Here is a 14,757-nt window from a genome sequence, read left to right on the forward strand (position 1 = left end):
GGCGGGGTCACCGCGTACGGCCCGGGCAGCGGTCGGGGCGGGAGGGCGCGTGCGGGCCGGTGGGTGGGGGCTTGGTTTGTTGCGGGGGCCGGTGGGCGTTGTTCCGTCGGTTCGGGGTGCGCGGTTGTTGGATGGGGCGGTCAGGCTCGGCTCAGCGACGGAAGCTCGTTCGGAGTGGAGCTTCAGGCCCCGCTGGTCACTCCCGGTGGGTAGCAGGCGTGGACAACTGCGCACTACTCCGAGTAACAGGCCCCGGAATAAGCCCCATTGGGGGTGAATCACCCTTATCGGGCGATGAAACTGCAAGAAACTCACGCCGACAGCCCCCACCGCCCACCAAGACAGACCGGCGGGGCCTGAAGCCCCGCCCGGGGACGCCGGTCCGCCGCTAAGCCGAAGCCGGGCCGCCCCATTCAACAACCGCGCACCCCGAACCGGCCGACGGAAGCCCACCGGCCCGCACAACGAACCAAGCCCCCACCCACTCACCGGCACAGCCACACCCACCGCGACCGATGCCCGGCCTCGCACCCGACCACCAGCCGGCGGACGCACACCGACCCCAGCCACACCCCAGGCATCCGCGCAGGCCCCGGCCCTCGGCCGCCCTCCGAGTGTGAAAAGGCGGCCTCCGCCGCCGGGTCAAGGGTGGCCGAAGGCCATCGGCGAAGCCGACGCGACGCAGGAGCGCCCTTGACCCGGTGGCGGAGGACGCCACACTCGGAAAGAGGGCGGCCGCACCCGCACCCCACCCGAAACCCCCGCCCCCAGGACCCAGCCCCCGCGAAGGCGCCACCCTTCGTTCAACTACAGTCCAGAAACAAGCACTTGGCTTCGATTCAGATCGCAAACCCCCTCCGCTACTGTGTGGCCCATGCAGGGGGAACTGGAAAACAACTCTAATTTGGGCAGTCTGGACGGCAGCGGGGCCATGCCGCTGGAACCGGGTGATCCCCGGCAGATCGGCGCTTTCAGGCTGCTCGGTGTCCTCGGGTCCGGTGGGATGGGGCGGGTCTATCTCGGCGCCGTGCCCGGGAAGTTCGCCGCGGTGAAGCGGGTTCTTCCCGTGCTCGCCGAAGACGCCGACTTCCTCAGCCACTTCGGCCACGAGCTCGACAACCTCGCCCGGCTCCCCGCCGGCGCCAACACCAAGCTGCTCGCCAGCGACCGCACGGCCAAGCCACCGTGGTTCGCCACCGAGTACATCCCGGGCATCACCCTCAACGAGGCCATCCGGCTGCACGGCGGCCCCCTCCTCGGCCCCGCCCTCTGGCGACTCCTCCACCACGCCGCCACCGGGCTCGGGGTCGTCCACGGCGCCGACATGGTGCACCGCGACCTCAAGCCCTCCAACGTCATGCTCACCTCCTCCGGCCTCTCCCTCATCGACTTCGGCGTCGCCCGCGCCGCCGACCAGAGCCGGCTCACCAAGACCGGCATGGTCATCGGCACCCCCGCCTACATGGCCCCCGAGCAGGCCGTCGCCGACCGCCGGCTCACCGGCGCCGCCGATGTCTTCGCCCTCGGCAGCCTCCTCCTCTACGCGGCGAACGGCCGCCCTCCCTTCGGCGACGGCTCCGGCCCCGACCTGCTCTACCGCGTCGTCCACGCCGAGCCCGAGTTCGGCCGGCTCACCGAGACCGAGCCCGAGCTCGCCGATCTCATCCGCACCTGCCTCGCCAAGGACCCGGCCGACCGCCCCACGGCCGCCGAGCTCGTCAAGCGCACCTCCGAGCGCGCCGCGGGCGCCCTCTGGCCCTCCTCCGTCGGTGAGCGCATAGCCGAGCGGGCCGCCTTCGCCGCCGAGCCGCCCACCGCCGAGCATCTGGCGGAGCTCGCCAAGGCCGAGCCCGCCGAGGACGTCGCCACCGCCTCCCTCACCCCGCAGGCCGGCTCGAAGGAGCCCGCCACCGCCTCTCCCGATCCGCTCGCCGTCACCGGTTCCGCCGCCCGCGGGCCGCGCGAGAAGCGGAACCGGTTCGTCATGTTCGCCGTGCCCGTCGTCGTGGCGACCGGCACCACCCTGACCGTGGCCCTCGGCCCGTACCAGATCGGTCAGCTCGGCGCGGGCTCCGGGCCCTCTTCGCCGCCGTCCGCCGTGGCCTCGCAGCCGGCGAACGTACAGCTCCCGTCGACCCCGCCCGGCTCGCCTTCCGCCAAGACCCCGCCCGGATCCAAGCCGCCGTCGTCCAAGCCGCCGGTCACTTCCCCCGGCGCGCCCCCGCCCGCCGACGGCGGTGGCGCCGTCGGTGGCGGTGGCGCAGTCGTGGGCGGCACCGGCACCCAGCCCGGGGGCGGTGGCGGGAACGGCTCCGGCAGCGGCTCCGGCGGCGCGGCCGAACCCTCCGATCCTTCCGGCGGCGGCTCCAACCCCACGACCCCCGGCGGCGGCGGCACCACGACCCGCCCTCCGGCCACGCAGCCGCCGCGGACCACGAAGCCCGCGCCGCCGCCGGCCACCGGCGGCTCGGCACCCTCGGGGACGTACTCCATCGAGAGCGTCTCCAACGGCGAGTGCCTGGCCGAGTCCAACCCCGGCTACGCCATCCTGGTCAACACCGTGCCGTGCGGTACCCCGCCCAACAGCGGCACGATCTCCTACACCTGGATCTACTCGCCCGGCGCGAACGGCACCTTCCGGCTGATCAACAAGGCGTCCGGCCACTGCCTCCAGCCGGGCGGGACACCGGGCTTCACCGCCAAGGCGTGCAACGGCTCCAGCACCCAGTCGTGGAAGATCAACACCAAGACGTCCGCCGGCATGACCGTCAAGAACATGAACAGCGGCCAGTGCATGGTCGCCGGGCCGCCGTTCATGATGTCGTACACCTGCGACCCGAGCAGCGCCACCCAGCTCTGGAGGAACGTCTCCCCCGTCTGACCGGACACGGCCTGCCGCCCGGTGCCCACGGCTCGGTGTCCACCGCCGAGCTCCTCGCGCCGAGCTCCTCGCCCCTACGTCAAGCGACCGACGGCGGCGGCTCCCGTGAAGACCGGGACCGTCACATCCCCCTCCCGCCGGAAGGCGACCTCCAGTTCCATCCCGATCCGGAGGTCGCCCTCCGCCACCTCCACGACCTCCGTCATCATGCGCGGACCCTCGGCGAGGTCGACGACCGCCGCCACGTACGGGACCCGCTCGCCGAAGGGCGGGAGGTCGTTCCGGTGGACGACCGACCAGGTGTAGAGGGTCGCGCGGCCGCTCGCGCGTTCCCAGGTCACGTCCTCGCTCCAGCAGTGCGGGCAGAACTCGCGCGGGTAGTGGTGGACGCGGCCGCAGGCCGTGCAGCGGCGCAGGAGGAGGTGTCCCTCGGCAGCGGCGTCCCAGTACGGGCGGGTGAAGGTGTCGATGTCGGGGTCGGCAGCCGTCATCAGAAGAGTCCGATCGCGTGGTCGAGGGACCAGGTCTGCCAGGACATGGCGAGGAGGGCGACGAGCGAGATGAGCGCCATCATCGCGTTCTGCCCCTGCTCGGCCCAGTCGTGGATCATGAGGACGAGGTAGAGAAGGTTCAGGAGGAGGCCGCCGATCAGGGCGACCGGGGTCAGGAAGCCGACCACCAGGCCGAGCCCGAGGGCCAGTTCGGCGTAGACGACGACGTACGCCATGAGCTTGGGGCGCGGGGCGACGATCGTCTCGAAGCCCTTCTTGACCGGCGGCCACTTGTGCTTGCCGGCCACGTCGGCGGCCCAGGCCATGCCGGTGCCGCGCTCGAACCAGCCCTTCTTGTCCTTGTGGCGCCAGCTCTCCAGCCACCACAGGCCGAGGCCGATGCGGAGGACGGCGAGCCATTCGGCGCCGGTGAGCCAGACGGTCTGCATGCGCGCTCCCCCTCGTGGGACACCACTCAATCTGACGGTACGTCAGTTCAGCGCAGCCCCGCCTCCCGCGCAAGAGGGGGTGCCGGGCGACCGGAGCGAGCGGTCGAACCGGGCGGTCGGCGTGACCGATTCGCAACCGAAATCCCTCTTGACCGAGACCCACAGCGTGTACACGTCATTACGCTCAGCACTCATGTCCACCACCCCCCTTGCACTCTCTCCACAGGCTGACCACCCCGTGTACGTCATCGGCGCGGGCCCCGGCGGGCTCGCGGTCGCCGCCGCCCTGCGCGCGCGGGGCGTCCGGGCCGTCGTCCTGGAGAAGTCCGACGCCGTCGGCGCCTCCTGGCGTGCCCACTACGACCGGCTGCGGCTGCACACCACCCGGCGGCTCTCCGCCCTTCCCGGGCTCAAGATGCCCCGCTCCTTCGGACGCTGGGTCGCCCGCGCGGACGTGGTGCGCTACCTGGAGAGGTACACCGAGAAGCACGAGCTGGAGATCGTGACGGGCGTCGAGGTCTTCCGTGTCGAGCGGGCCGGGGCCGACTGGGTCCTGCACGCGACCGGCGGGCGCCGGCTCACCGGGCGGGCGGTCGTCGTGGCCACCGGCTACAACCACACCCCGCGCCTGCCCGACTGGCCCGGCCGCGACGCGTACAAGGGGCGCCTCGACCACGCCCGGACCTATCGCAACCCGGAGCCGTACGCCGGGAAGGACGTCCTCGTCGTCGGCATCGGCAACACCGGCGCCGAGATCGCCGCCGACCTCGCCGACGGCGGCGCCGCCCGGGTGCGGCTCGCGGTGCGGACCGTCCCGCACATCGTGAAGCGCACCACCGCCGGCTGGCCGGCGCAGCGCTCCGGCATCCTCGTCCGCCGCCTGCCGACGGCCCTCGTCGACCGGCTGGGCACCCTCGCGGCCCGGGTCGGGACGCCGGACCTCTCGGCGTACGGGCTGCCCCGGCCCGACAAGGGCCTCGCGACGCGCCAGCGCGAGGGCGCGATCCCGGTGCAGGACGTGGGCCTGATCGACGCGGTGCGGGCGGGGAAGGTCGAGGTCGTCGCGGCCGTGGAGGCCTTCGAGGACGGCGAGGTGGTCCTCGCGGACGGCACCCGGATCGCCCCGGACGCGGTGATCGCGGCGACCGGCTACCGGCGCGCCCTGGAGCCGCTCGTCGGGCATCTGGACGTGCTCGACGAGCGCGGGCACCCGGTGGTGCACGGGGCGCGCTGCCCGCGCGAGGCGCCCGGCCTGTACTTCACGGGGTTCACGAACCCGATCAGCGGGATGTTCCGGGAGCTGGCGATCGACGCGGAGAAGATCGCGCGGCGGATCGCTCGGTAGTCCGGGCCGGGCCCCTCCAGGCGCCACCCCGAGAGCCGTCGCCCCACGCGACCGACGCCCCCGAGAGCCACGCGACCGATGCCCCCGGCGGCCGTCGCCTCACGCGACCGCCGCCTCACACCGGCCGCCTCACACCGGACGCCGCACACCGGCCGCCTCACACCTATTCCTGACTGGCCGTCAGTTCTGTAATCTGACTGAGCGTCAGGTGTATACGGATGGGTGAAGGGCGGGCGGAACACATGCTTGGATCGACTCACGGCACCTTCACCACCGATCTCCGCGCCCGCGTGGACGCCTGCGGGGAGTCGCCCCGCACCACCGTGCACGGCGTCACCGCCGCCCCCGGCGACCAGGACGTCAGCGGGCGTCCGCTGCACGCGGCCGTGCCCGACCTCGACCGTTTCTTCCGGCCCGAGTCCGTCGCCGTCGTCGGCGCATCCGACACCGAGGGCCGGCCCAACACCGGGATCACCCGGCAACTGCTCGCCTGGGCCGAGCGGGTCGGGGCCCGGCTCGTGCCCGTGCACCCGACCCGCACCAGCGTGTTCGGGATCGCCTGCGTACCCTCCGTCGGCGCACTCACCGAGCCCGTCGACCTCGCCGTCCTCCTCGTCGCCGACCCGCTCCCCGTCATCGAGCAACTCGCCGAGACCAAGGTGAAGTTCGCGGTCGCCTTCGCCTCCGGCTTCGCCGAGACCGGCGCGGCCGGGGCCGCCGCGCAGGAACGTCTCGCCGCCGCCGTACGCCGCTCCGGACTCCGCCTCCTCGGCCCCAACACCAACCTCAACGCCTTCGAGCGCTTCCGTGAGGACCTCGAAGGCCCCGCCGTCGCCCTCATCACCCAGTCCGGCCACCAGGGGCGGCCCGTCTTCACCCTCCAGGAGCTCGGCGTCCGCCTCTCCCACTGGGCGCCCACCGGCAACGAGGCCGACCTGGAGACCTCCGACTTCATCTCGTACTTCGCCGGACGGCCCGAGGTCGGCGCCATCGCCTGTTACGTCGAGGGCCTCAAGGACGGCCGTTCCTTCCTCCTCGCCGCCGACCGGGCCGCCCGCCATGGCGTCCCGGTCGTCGCCGTGAAGGTCGGCCGCACCGAGACCGGGGCCCGTACGGCCGCCTCCCACACCGGCAAGCTCACCGGCGCCGACCAGGTCGTCGACGCGGCCATGCGCCAGTTCGGGGTGATCCGGGTCGACGGCCTCGACCAGCTCCAGGACACCGCGACCCTGCTCGCCCGCGCCCGCCGCCCGCAGGCCGACGGCGTCGTCGTCTACTCCATATCCGGCGGTACGGGTGCCCACTTCGCCGACCTGGCCACCGAGGCGGGGCTCCAGCTGCCCACCCTCCCGCAGGCCAAGCAGGACGAACTGCACGAGTGGATCCCGGAGTACCTCTCCGTCTCCAACCCCGTCGACAACGGCGGGCACCCGGTGGGCGACTGGCGCGGCCGGAAGATCATCGACGCGATCCTCGCCGACCCGTCGGTGGGCGTGCTGATCTGTCCGATCACCGGGCCGTTCCCTCCCATGAGCGACAAGCTCGCCCAGGACCTCGTCGACGCCGCCGAGGCGACGGACAAGCTGGTGTGCGTGGTGTGGGGGTCGCCGGTCGGTACGGAGGACGCGTACCGCACGACTCTGCTCGGCTCCTCGCGCGTCGCCACCTTCCGTACGTTCGGCAACTGCATCGGGGCCGTGAAGGCCCATCTCGACCACCACCGCTTCACCACCGCCTACCGCTCCCCCTTCGACGAGGCACCCCGCACCCCCTCCCCCTCCTTCCGCAAGGCCCAGGCCCTCATGCGGCCCGGCCGGCGGCTCAGCGAGCACGCGGCGAAGCAGCTCCTGCGGGCGTACGGGATACGGGTGCCGCGCGAGCAGCTCGTCACCAGCGCGGCGGCGGCCGTCCGGGCGGCCGGGCTCGTCGGCTACCCGGTCGTGATGAAGGCCTCGGGCGCGCAGCTCGCCCACAAGACCGAACTGGGCCTGGTGAAGGTCGGACTGACCTCCGCGAGCCAGGTCAGGGACGCGTACCGCGAACTCACCGACATCGCCCGCTTCGAGTCGATCGACCTCGACGGGATCCTCGTCTGCCAGATGGTCGGGCGCGGTGTGGAGATGGTGGTGGGCGTGACCCGCGACGACCTGTTCGGCCCGACGGTGACGGTCGGGCTCGGCGGGGTCCTGGTGGAGGTCCTCAACGACACGGCCGTACGGGTCCCGCCGTTCGGGGAGTCCGAGGCGCGCTCGATGCTCGGCGAACTGCGCGGCCGGGCCCTTCTCGACGGGGTACGGGGTGCGCCGCCGGCCGACGTGGACGCGCTCGTCGAGGTGGTGCTGCGGGTGCAGCGGATGGCTCTGGAACTCGACGGCGACCTCGCCGAGCTCGACATCAACCCGCTGATGGTGCTGCCGCGGGGGCAGGGTGCGGTGGCCCTGGACGCACTCGCGGTCTGTCGTTAGCCAACACCTTCTGGGAGCTCTTGTGACCGACGTGCCGGATGCCCTCCACGCCGATGCCCTCCACGCCGATGTCCTCCACACCGTCGAGAACGGCGTCTTGTGGATCACCCTCAACCGCCCCGAGGCGATGAACGCGGTCACCTGGGACCAGCGGGAACGCATCATGGCCCTGCTCGACGGGGCTTCCGCCGACCCGGACGTCCGGGCGGTGGTGGTGACGGCGACGGGCCGCGGCTTCTGCGCGGGGGCGGACCTGCGGGGCGCGCCGGCGGTCTCGGAGACCGTCCCCGGGGACGTGGCGCGCACGATCCGGCGCGGGGCGCAGCGGTTCATCGGGGCCGTCATGGACTGCGAGAAGCCGGTGATCGCGGCGGTGAACGGGACGGCGGCGGGGATCGGGGCGCATCTGGCGTTCGCGTGCGACCTGGTCCTGGCGGCGGACTCCGCGCGCTTCATCGAGGTGTTCGTACGGCGGGGGCTCGTCCCGGACGGCGGCGGGGCGTATCTGCTGCCGCGGCTGATCGGGCCGCAGCGGGCGAAGGAGCTGATGTTCTTCGGGGACGCGGTGTCGGCGACGGAGGCGTACGGCATGGGCCTGGTGAACCGGGTCGTCCCGGCGGAGGAGCTGCCGAAGGCGGCCCGGGAATGGGCGGAACGTCTGGCCCAGGGCCCGACGCGGGCGCTCGCGCTGACGAAGCAGCTGGTGAACGCGTCCCTGGACGTGGACCGTGCGGCGGCCTTCGCGGCGGAGGCGGCGGCGCAGGAGATCAACATGACGACGCGGGACGCGAAGGAGGGCGTGGCGAGCTTCGTGGAGCGGCGGGAGGCGCGGTACGAGGGGAGATAGTCGCGCGACCGTGGCGGACCTGGGCCGTATCGTGTGTCGCGCATATGACACACCGCCGCTCCGGGGGGAACGGAATGCCCAACTCCGCGCGCTCGCGCAAAAGATCCCGAAGATCCGGAAGATCACTTCTGCTGATCCCGGCCCTGCTGACGGCCCTCGTGGGCCCGCTGCTCCCGACGGGCACGGCCCTGGCGGCGACGCCGGCACCGCCGGCCGCGAGCTCGGCGCCCGCGCCGGAGCCGGAGCCCTCGACGACGGACCCGGCGCCCGAGCCGACCGCACCCGAGCCGACCGTGCCGGAGCCGTCGGCCACGACCGAGCCGGCGCCCGAGCCGACTCCGACCACGGAGCCGACGCCCGACCCGACACCGACCACCGACCCGTGTCCCGCGATGCCGCTCGCGCCGATCGGCGACCCCGGCGACGCGGTCCAGCAGGTCACCGTCGAGTCGAAGGGCACCACCTGCTTCACCGTCACCGTGGAGCAGCCCGGCACGTACCGCATCCTCATCGACGGCGGCCACGACACCTACCCGGGGCTGTACGCGGGTGAGGACAAGGTCACGTGCCAGGACTGGGTCTACAAGGACGCCTGGTGCGACCTGGCCGTCGGCCGGTACACGCTCAAGCTCACCAACAACGGATGGGAGGCCGCCAAGAACCGGGTCGCTCTCGTCCCGCTGATGGCCACCGCCCAGGGTGACTGCCCCGCCGTTCCCGGCACCGGGTACGCCACGGCCCCGGTGACCGGCACCGGCGCCGGCCCGCTGGGCGTCGTCTGCCACTCCTTCACCGCCGCCCCGGGTGAGCGGATCACGACGGAGCTGCGGCGCGTCACCTACGGCGACTCCTTCGCGTGGATCTCCGACGCCACCGGCAAGCGCCTCTGCGTGGAGCGCAACCAGGACGGCTCCGAGGGCTGCGTCCTGCCCGAGGGCACCGACGGCCACCGCGTCTACGCGGTCGTCGGCAACCAGGAGGACGGGAGCCTCAACGCCCCCTACGCGCTGAAGGTCCGCCGCCTGTCCGACCCCGCGGGCTGCGTCACCGTCGCCCCGTCCGTCTACGGCACCGCGCCGGACCGGTCAGGGCCCGCGACCGGCTGCAAGACGTTCACGCCCACCGTGTCCGGCCGGTACGACGTACGGGCCGTGTCCGAGGAGGGCAACCGCAGCAACGTCTCCGTGTACAAGCAGGACGGCACCTACGCCTGCCGGAGCTACGAGGGGCTCTGCACGCTCACGGCGGGCACGGCGTACACCGTCCTCACCGACGACGCCGTCCAGTTCTTCGGCCGCGGCTCCACCGAGGGCTGCGTGGACGGGGTCGCGCTCACCGCCGCCTACCGGGGCGCGTTCTCCGCGCCCGGCGAGGTCGACTGCCTGAACCTGCCGCTGCCGCAGGGCGCGCACCTCGCCGTCCAGTCGGACCTCGCCACCGACATCACGGTGTACGACGCGACCGGCGCCGAGCAGTGCCTCTACGCCACGAACCTGTGGGACGCCACCTGCACGCTCGGCGGTACCGCCCCCTACCGGCTGATCGTCGTCGACGAGGACGCGACCGAGGGCGGCGACGGCTACGGTCTCGTCGTCCACCGGACCGACGCGCCCTCCACCTGCCCGACCTTCACCGCCGCCGAGTTCAGCGCGGCCCCGGCCCGGTCGGTCGTGAAGACCGGCAACGGCGTCTTCGCCGGCTGCCTGACGATCCCCGCCACCGCCCACTCCGCGAACGAGCTGTTCCAGATCGCGAAGGGCGCCGGCGGCTCGTCCGCCGAAGCCGTGGTGGTGGACGCGAAGGGCAGGGTCAGCTGCGAGATCCGCAACTACTACGGCACCTTCTCGGTCTGCGACCTGACCCCGGGCCTTGCCCACACGGTCCTCGTCCAGGGCCGTGACGTGACCGCCGAGACGCTGCTGACCCGTCAGGACGTCACCGCCACCGCGCGCGGCTGCGTCACCACCCCGGCCGTCGCCGCAGGCGGCCCGTCCACCGGGGGCGTCCCGGCCGCGCCCGGCACCTTCCGGTGCCACCGGGTCACGACGTCCGCCGCCGGGGACACCCTGCACCTGGACGCGCGGGACGCGAACGACTCCGTCCGGCTCATGGCCATGGACGCCAAGGGCAATGCGGTCTGCGACTACTTCGCCAGGGGCTGCGCCGCCACCGGTTCCGCCGCCTACCAGGTGCTGATCCAGGTCCCGGCGGGCGGCACCGCACCCGCCGCCTACCGGCTCGACGCCGCCCGTATCGGCACGCCGACCGGGCCCGCCCCGGAGTGCGCCAAGGTGGCGAACGTGAGCTACGGCTTCGGTCCGCTCACCGGCACCCTCAGCGAGCAGCGCGCCACGCTGTGCTGGGCGCTCCCGACCGCCGCGGGCGACTACTACGAAGCGGCGTTCAGCCCGGCCGGCACCTTCGCGACCATGCCGCGGCCCCGGATGTACGACCGGAGCAGCCGGGTGAACTTCTGCGGCGGCTCGTACACGAGTCGGGGCGAGATCTACAGCTGCGGGCTGTCGGGCGGGTACCCGAAGACGGCCAAGCCGACCACGCTCGTGATCGGCCTGCCGGAGAAGCCGGCGCAGGCCTCCACGCCGGTCAAGGCGCAGTTCTCCTGCACCGGCGTCGTCTGCGGCCCCGACGAGCGCTCCGTCGGCACCGTCGGCCCGGCCGCGGTCGGCCGGGGCAGGATCTCGATGACCGTCACCGGCTCGGCGCTGCCCGCCTCGGCCAAGGTCGTCGTGACGAACGGGTCCTTCCGGGCCGAGTCCACCACCCTCTCCGTCGCGCCGGACCGGCGCAGCATGACGGTCGCGCTGGACCTCACGAACGCGCCGCTCGGCTCCCTGAGCACCAGCGTCTACGCGTTCGGCGCGCAGTTCATGAAGGCGTCGGTGACCGTCGTCGCCGCGCTCCGCAACACCGCCGCCCCCGGTATCTCCGGTACGGCGGTCGTCGGCGGGAAGGTGACGGCGAAGCCCGGGTCGTGGTCGCTGCCGGTGAACTCGCTCGCGTACCAGTGGCGGGCCAACGGGGTCGCGATCGCGGGGGCCACGGCCTCCACGTACACGATTCCCTCCACGATCCAGGGCAAGCAGCTGTCGGTGGCCGTGATCGCACGGAAGACCGGGCACCCGACGCTCACCGCGGTCAGCGGATCCCTCGCGGTGAAGGGCGCCGCACCGAAGGCGACCAAGGCCCCGGCCCTCACCGGCACGGTCAAGGTCGGGCGGACGCTCACTCTGAACCGGGGTACGTGGACTCCGGCGCCGACCTCGTACGCGTACCAGTGGTACGCGAACGGGCGGGCGATCAGCGGGGCCACCCGTGCCACGTTCACGCTCACCAAGGCCCAGCGCGGGACCCGGATCACCGTCAGGGTGACCGCCCACCGCACCGGGCACATCTCGGGTGTCGCCTGGACCCGGGCGACGGGCGCCGTCGCCGGCTGATCCCTCGGTCGGACGGGTGAAGAGCCCCCCGGGCGGCGGTCCTGCCGTCGCCCGGGGGGCTTTCGCGTGCGGGGCTTCCCGCCGGGTCTCCACCGTCTCCACCCTTCTCATCTGACGAACCGTCAGGTTCAATGGACGACGTGATGGGACACGCGGGGATGGCGGCCACCGTCGTCCGACACCTGAGAGCGGCCGGTTCGCCGACGGCCGTGGAACCACTGCCCCGGCCGGTACTGCGCGCGGTACGGGAGGACGAGCGACCGCCCGTCGACCCGGCCGAATTCCGCCGCGTCCTCGGCCACTTCGCGAGCGGGGTCACGATCGTGACCGCGCTCGGCGCGGAAGGACCGGCCGGATTCGCCTGCCAGTCCTTCGCCTCCCTCTCCCTCGACCCGCCCCTGGTCGCCTTCATGGTCGCCCGTACGTCGACGACCTGGCCCCGGATCGCGGGCGCCGGCACCTTCTGCGTCAACATCCTCGGGGCCGACCAGGGCCCGCTGTGCCGGTCGTTCGCGGTCAGCGGGGCGGACAAGTTCGCGGGCGTCGACTGGACCCCGGCGCCGGGCACGGGCTCCCCCCGGCTCGCCGGCGCGCCCGCCTGGATCGACTGCGCGATCACCGCCGTGCACACCGGGGGCGACCATCTGATCGTGGTGGGGCGGGTGGAGTCGCTCGGTGCCGCGGAGGACGGCGATCCACTGCTGTTCCACCGGGGGAGGTTCGGGCGCTTCAGCGCCTAGACGCGACAGCGGCCAGGCACGACAGCGGCTCAGCACGACGGCGCCCGGGCACGACAGCGGCTCAGCGCGAAAGCGCCCACGCGCTGAAGCGCCTCAGGCCTCGATCCCGCCCGTGGACTGACCCACGCTGCCGAGCAGGAACACGGTCAGCACCGCGACCGTCCCCCACACCAGCAACGCCACGAAGTAACCCCGCCGCGCGTGACGCGTGACGAGCACCGCCGCGGCCAGGCACACCGTGGCCACCAGCCAGCCCGGCCCGCCCGCGACCGGCCACAGCAGGGCCCCCGCGGCGGTCGACAGGAGCAGCTGCCAGCCGGTCGGACGCCCGCCCAGCCGGCGCGTCAGGGCCTCGCCCAGGAGCACGACCGGCAGCACGAGCGCGGCGGAGACCGCGAACGCCGGAAGCAGCCCGACCACCGTGAGGAGCGGGAGCGCGAGGAGGGTCAGCGCGCTGAGGCGCTCCTCACCCGGCTCCGGCTGCCGGGCGTCCCCGAACACCACCAGCAGGATCAGGGCGACGGCCCCCTCCAGGGCCAGTGCGAGCACCGAGGCCCACAGCATCCGGCTGTACGTGCGCCCCTCGTCCCGCTTGGCCGTGCCACGCTCGCTCATGCGCGATCACCCCCTGGCAGCCATCATGCTCCCGCCAGGGACACCGTCTCCGTCCGGGGGCGGCGGATCACCAGGGCCATCAACGCGGCCGCCGCGCACAGCGCGCCCGAGGCGTACCAGACGACGTCGTACGAGCCGAGGACGTCGCGGGCCACTCCGCCCGCGAACGCGACGACCGCCGCGCCCACCTGATGGGAGGCGAGGACCCAGCCGAAGACGATCGCCGAGTCCTCGCCGTAGTGCTCGCGGCACAGGGCGATCGTCGGCGGGACCGTGGCCACCCAGTCCAGGCCGTAGAACACGATGAAGAACAGCATCGGCGGGTGCACGGACGGCGCGAGCAGCATCGGCAGGAAGAGGAGCGAGATGCCGCGGAGCGCGTAGTAGACCGCGAGGAGCCGGCGGGCCTCGAAGCGGTCGGTGAACCAGCCCGAGGCGATCGTGCCGACGACGTCGAAGACGCCGATGACCGCGAGCAGTCCGGCCGCCGCCGTCACCGGCATCCCGTGGTCGTGGGCCGCCGGTACGAAGTGGGTCTTCACCAGGCCGTTCGTCGACGCTCCGCAGATGGCGAACGTGCCCGCCAGGAGCCAGAACGGGCCGGTGCGGGCCGCCTTGAACAGGACCGTGACGGCGCGCCGGGCCGCGCCCGTGACGGGCGCCGGCTTCTCGGCGTACTCCCCGCCGTACGGGGCGAGCCCGACGTCCGCCGGATGGTCCCGGAGCAGCAGCCACACGAACGGGACCACAGCGAGCGCGGCGAGCGCCACGGTCACGGCCGCCGGGCGCCAGCCGTGGTGCTCGACCAGCCAGGACAGCAGCGGCAGGAACACCAGCTGCCCGGACGCGCCGGCCGCCGTGAGGATGCCCGTCACCAGGCCCCGGCGGGCCACGAACCAGCGGTTGGTGACCGTCGCCGCGAACGCGAGGGCCATCGAGCCGCTGCCGAGCCCGACGAGTACGCCCCAGAAGAGGACGAGCTGCCAGGCCGCCGTCATCCACACCGTGAGCACCGAGCCGAGCGCGATGACCGACAGTGCCACCGCCACGATCCGGCGGATGCCGAAGCGGTCCATGAGGGCGGCGGCGAAGGGGGCCGTGAGGCCGTAGAGGGCGAGGTTCACCGAGACGGCGAAGCCGATCGTGCCCCGCGACCAGTCGAAGTCCTCGTGCAGCGGCTCGATCAGCAGGCCCGGGAGCGAAGCGAACGCCGCCGCGCCGATGATCGTGACGAAGGTGACCGCCGCGACGAACCAGGCGCGATGGATCCGGGGCGTGCGGGGGGTGCCGGGGATGCCGGGGCTGGGGGCAGCCCGCCCGTCGGGCGTATCGGCGGGCGGTGTCTCGGTTGTCTGGGCCATGCCACCGAGCATCCCGGCCCGGCCCGCGCCCGACCACTGGCCCGAACGACAGCTTTCGAATGGATCGGGACACGGATCGGGACACACGTCGGGGCACACGTCGGG

The 14,757-nt window shown here is 73.1% G+C and carries 10 protein-coding genes; 6 read left to right on the plus strand and 4 right to left on the minus strand.

Annotated features, from left to right (window positions below):
• Positions 1 to 874: 874 nt before the first annotated feature.
• Positions 875 to 2,881, plus strand: coding sequence for a protein kinase (locus E0F75_RS40205; RefSeq protein ID WP_267499990.1), 2,007 nt, complete (start codon positions 875 to 877; stop codon positions 2,879 to 2,881).
• Between the two features lie 74 nt (positions 2,882 to 2,955).
• Here E0F75_RS40205 and E0F75_RS36700 read toward each other — a convergent pair whose 3' ends face one another.
• Both E0F75_RS36700 and E0F75_RS36705 read right to left on the minus strand, forming a co-directional pair.
• Positions 2,956 to 3,372, minus strand: a complete 417-nt coding sequence (locus E0F75_RS36700; RefSeq protein WP_229315309.1) for a Zn-ribbon domain-containing OB-fold protein — start codon at positions 3,370 to 3,372, stop codon at positions 2,956 to 2,958.
• Positions 3,372 to 3,821 carry a DoxX family membrane protein gene (locus E0F75_RS36705; RefSeq protein ID WP_229315310.1) on the minus strand — a complete coding sequence of 150 codons (450 nt, stop codon included), beginning with the start codon at positions 3,819 to 3,821 and terminating at the stop codon, positions 3,372 to 3,374. The genes E0F75_RS36700 and E0F75_RS36705 overlap by 1 nt, the downstream gene beginning before the upstream one ends.
• Positions 3,822 to 4,014: 193 nt before the next feature.
• Here E0F75_RS36705 and E0F75_RS36710 point away from each other — a divergent pair, with 193 nt between their 5' ends.
• From E0F75_RS36710 to E0F75_RS36730, 5 genes are all read left to right on the plus strand, one after another.
• Positions 4,015 to 5,166, plus strand: coding sequence for an NAD(P)/FAD-dependent oxidoreductase (locus E0F75_RS36710; RefSeq protein ID WP_229315311.1), 1,152 nt, complete (start codon positions 4,015 to 4,017; stop codon positions 5,164 to 5,166).
• A gap of 242 nt (positions 5,167 to 5,408) precedes the next feature.
• On the plus strand, positions 5,409 to 7,631 hold the full coding sequence (locus E0F75_RS36715; RefSeq protein ID WP_229315312.1) for an acetate--CoA ligase family protein: 2,223 nt from the start codon (positions 5,409 to 5,411) through the stop codon (positions 7,629 to 7,631).
• Positions 7,632 to 7,653: 22 nt separating this feature from the next.
• A complete protein-coding gene (locus E0F75_RS36720; protein ID WP_374115499.1) occupies positions 7,654 to 8,478 on the plus strand; it encodes an enoyl-CoA hydratase/isomerase family protein in 825 nt (274 codons plus the stop codon).
• Between the two features lie 158 nt (positions 8,479 to 8,636).
• A complete protein-coding gene (locus E0F75_RS36725) occupies positions 8,637 to 11,936 on the plus strand; it encodes a hypothetical protein (protein ID WP_229315313.1) in 3,300 nt (1,099 codons plus the stop codon).
• Between the two features lie 131 nt (positions 11,937 to 12,067).
• Complete coding sequence (locus tag E0F75_RS36730) at positions 12,068 to 12,676, plus strand: flavin reductase family protein (protein ID WP_229315314.1); 609 nt, start codon at positions 12,068 to 12,070, stop codon at positions 12,674 to 12,676.
• 93 nt (positions 12,677 to 12,769) lie between these two features.
• Here the strand turns inward: E0F75_RS36730 and E0F75_RS36735 are convergent, their stop codons facing one another.
• Positions 12,770 to 13,291 carry a hypothetical protein gene (locus E0F75_RS36735; RefSeq protein ID WP_229315315.1) on the minus strand — a complete coding sequence of 174 codons (522 nt, stop codon included), beginning with the start codon at positions 13,289 to 13,291 and terminating at the stop codon, positions 12,770 to 12,772.
• Positions 13,292 to 13,314: 23 nt separating this feature from the next.
• Positions 13,315 to 14,664 (minus strand): MFS transporter, encoded by a 1,350-nt coding sequence (locus E0F75_RS36740; RefSeq protein ID WP_229315316.1) that lies wholly within the window; start codon positions 14,662 to 14,664, stop codon positions 13,315 to 13,317.
• Between the last annotated feature and the right edge of the window lie 93 nt (positions 14,665 to 14,757).

The sequence above is a fragment of the Streptomyces sp. CB02980 genome, assembly GCF_014451325.2.
GTDB lineage: Bacteria > Actinomycetota > Actinomycetes > Streptomycetales > Streptomycetaceae > Streptomyces.

Coding starts and splice junctions, on each gene's coding strand:
- E0F75_RS36730 (WP_229315314.1), top strand. CDS start 12,068: ATGGACGACGTGATGGGACACGCGGGGATGGCGGCCACCGTCGTCCGA.
- E0F75_RS36700 (WP_229315309.1), bottom strand. CDS start 3,372: ATGACGGCTGCCGACCCCGACATCGACACCTTCACCCGCCCGTACTGG.
- E0F75_RS36705 (WP_229315310.1), bottom strand. CDS start 3,821: ATGCAGACCGTCTGGCTCACCGGCGCCGAATGGCTCGCCGTCCTCCGC.
- E0F75_RS36740 (WP_229315316.1), bottom strand. CDS start 14,664: ATGCTCGGTGGCATGGCCCAGACAACCGAGACACCGCCCGCCGATACG.
- E0F75_RS40205 (WP_267499990.1), top strand. CDS start 875: ATGCAGGGGGAACTGGAAAACAACTCTAATTTGGGCAGTCTGGACGGC.
- E0F75_RS36715 (WP_229315312.1), top strand. CDS start 5,409: ATGCTTGGATCGACTCACGGCACCTTCACCACCGATCTCCGCGCCCGC.
- E0F75_RS36710 (WP_229315311.1), top strand. CDS start 4,015: ATGTCCACCACCCCCCTTGCACTCTCTCCACAGGCTGACCACCCCGTG.
- E0F75_RS36735 (WP_229315315.1), bottom strand. CDS start 13,291: ATGAGCGAGCGTGGCACGGCCAAGCGGGACGAGGGGCGCACGTACAGC.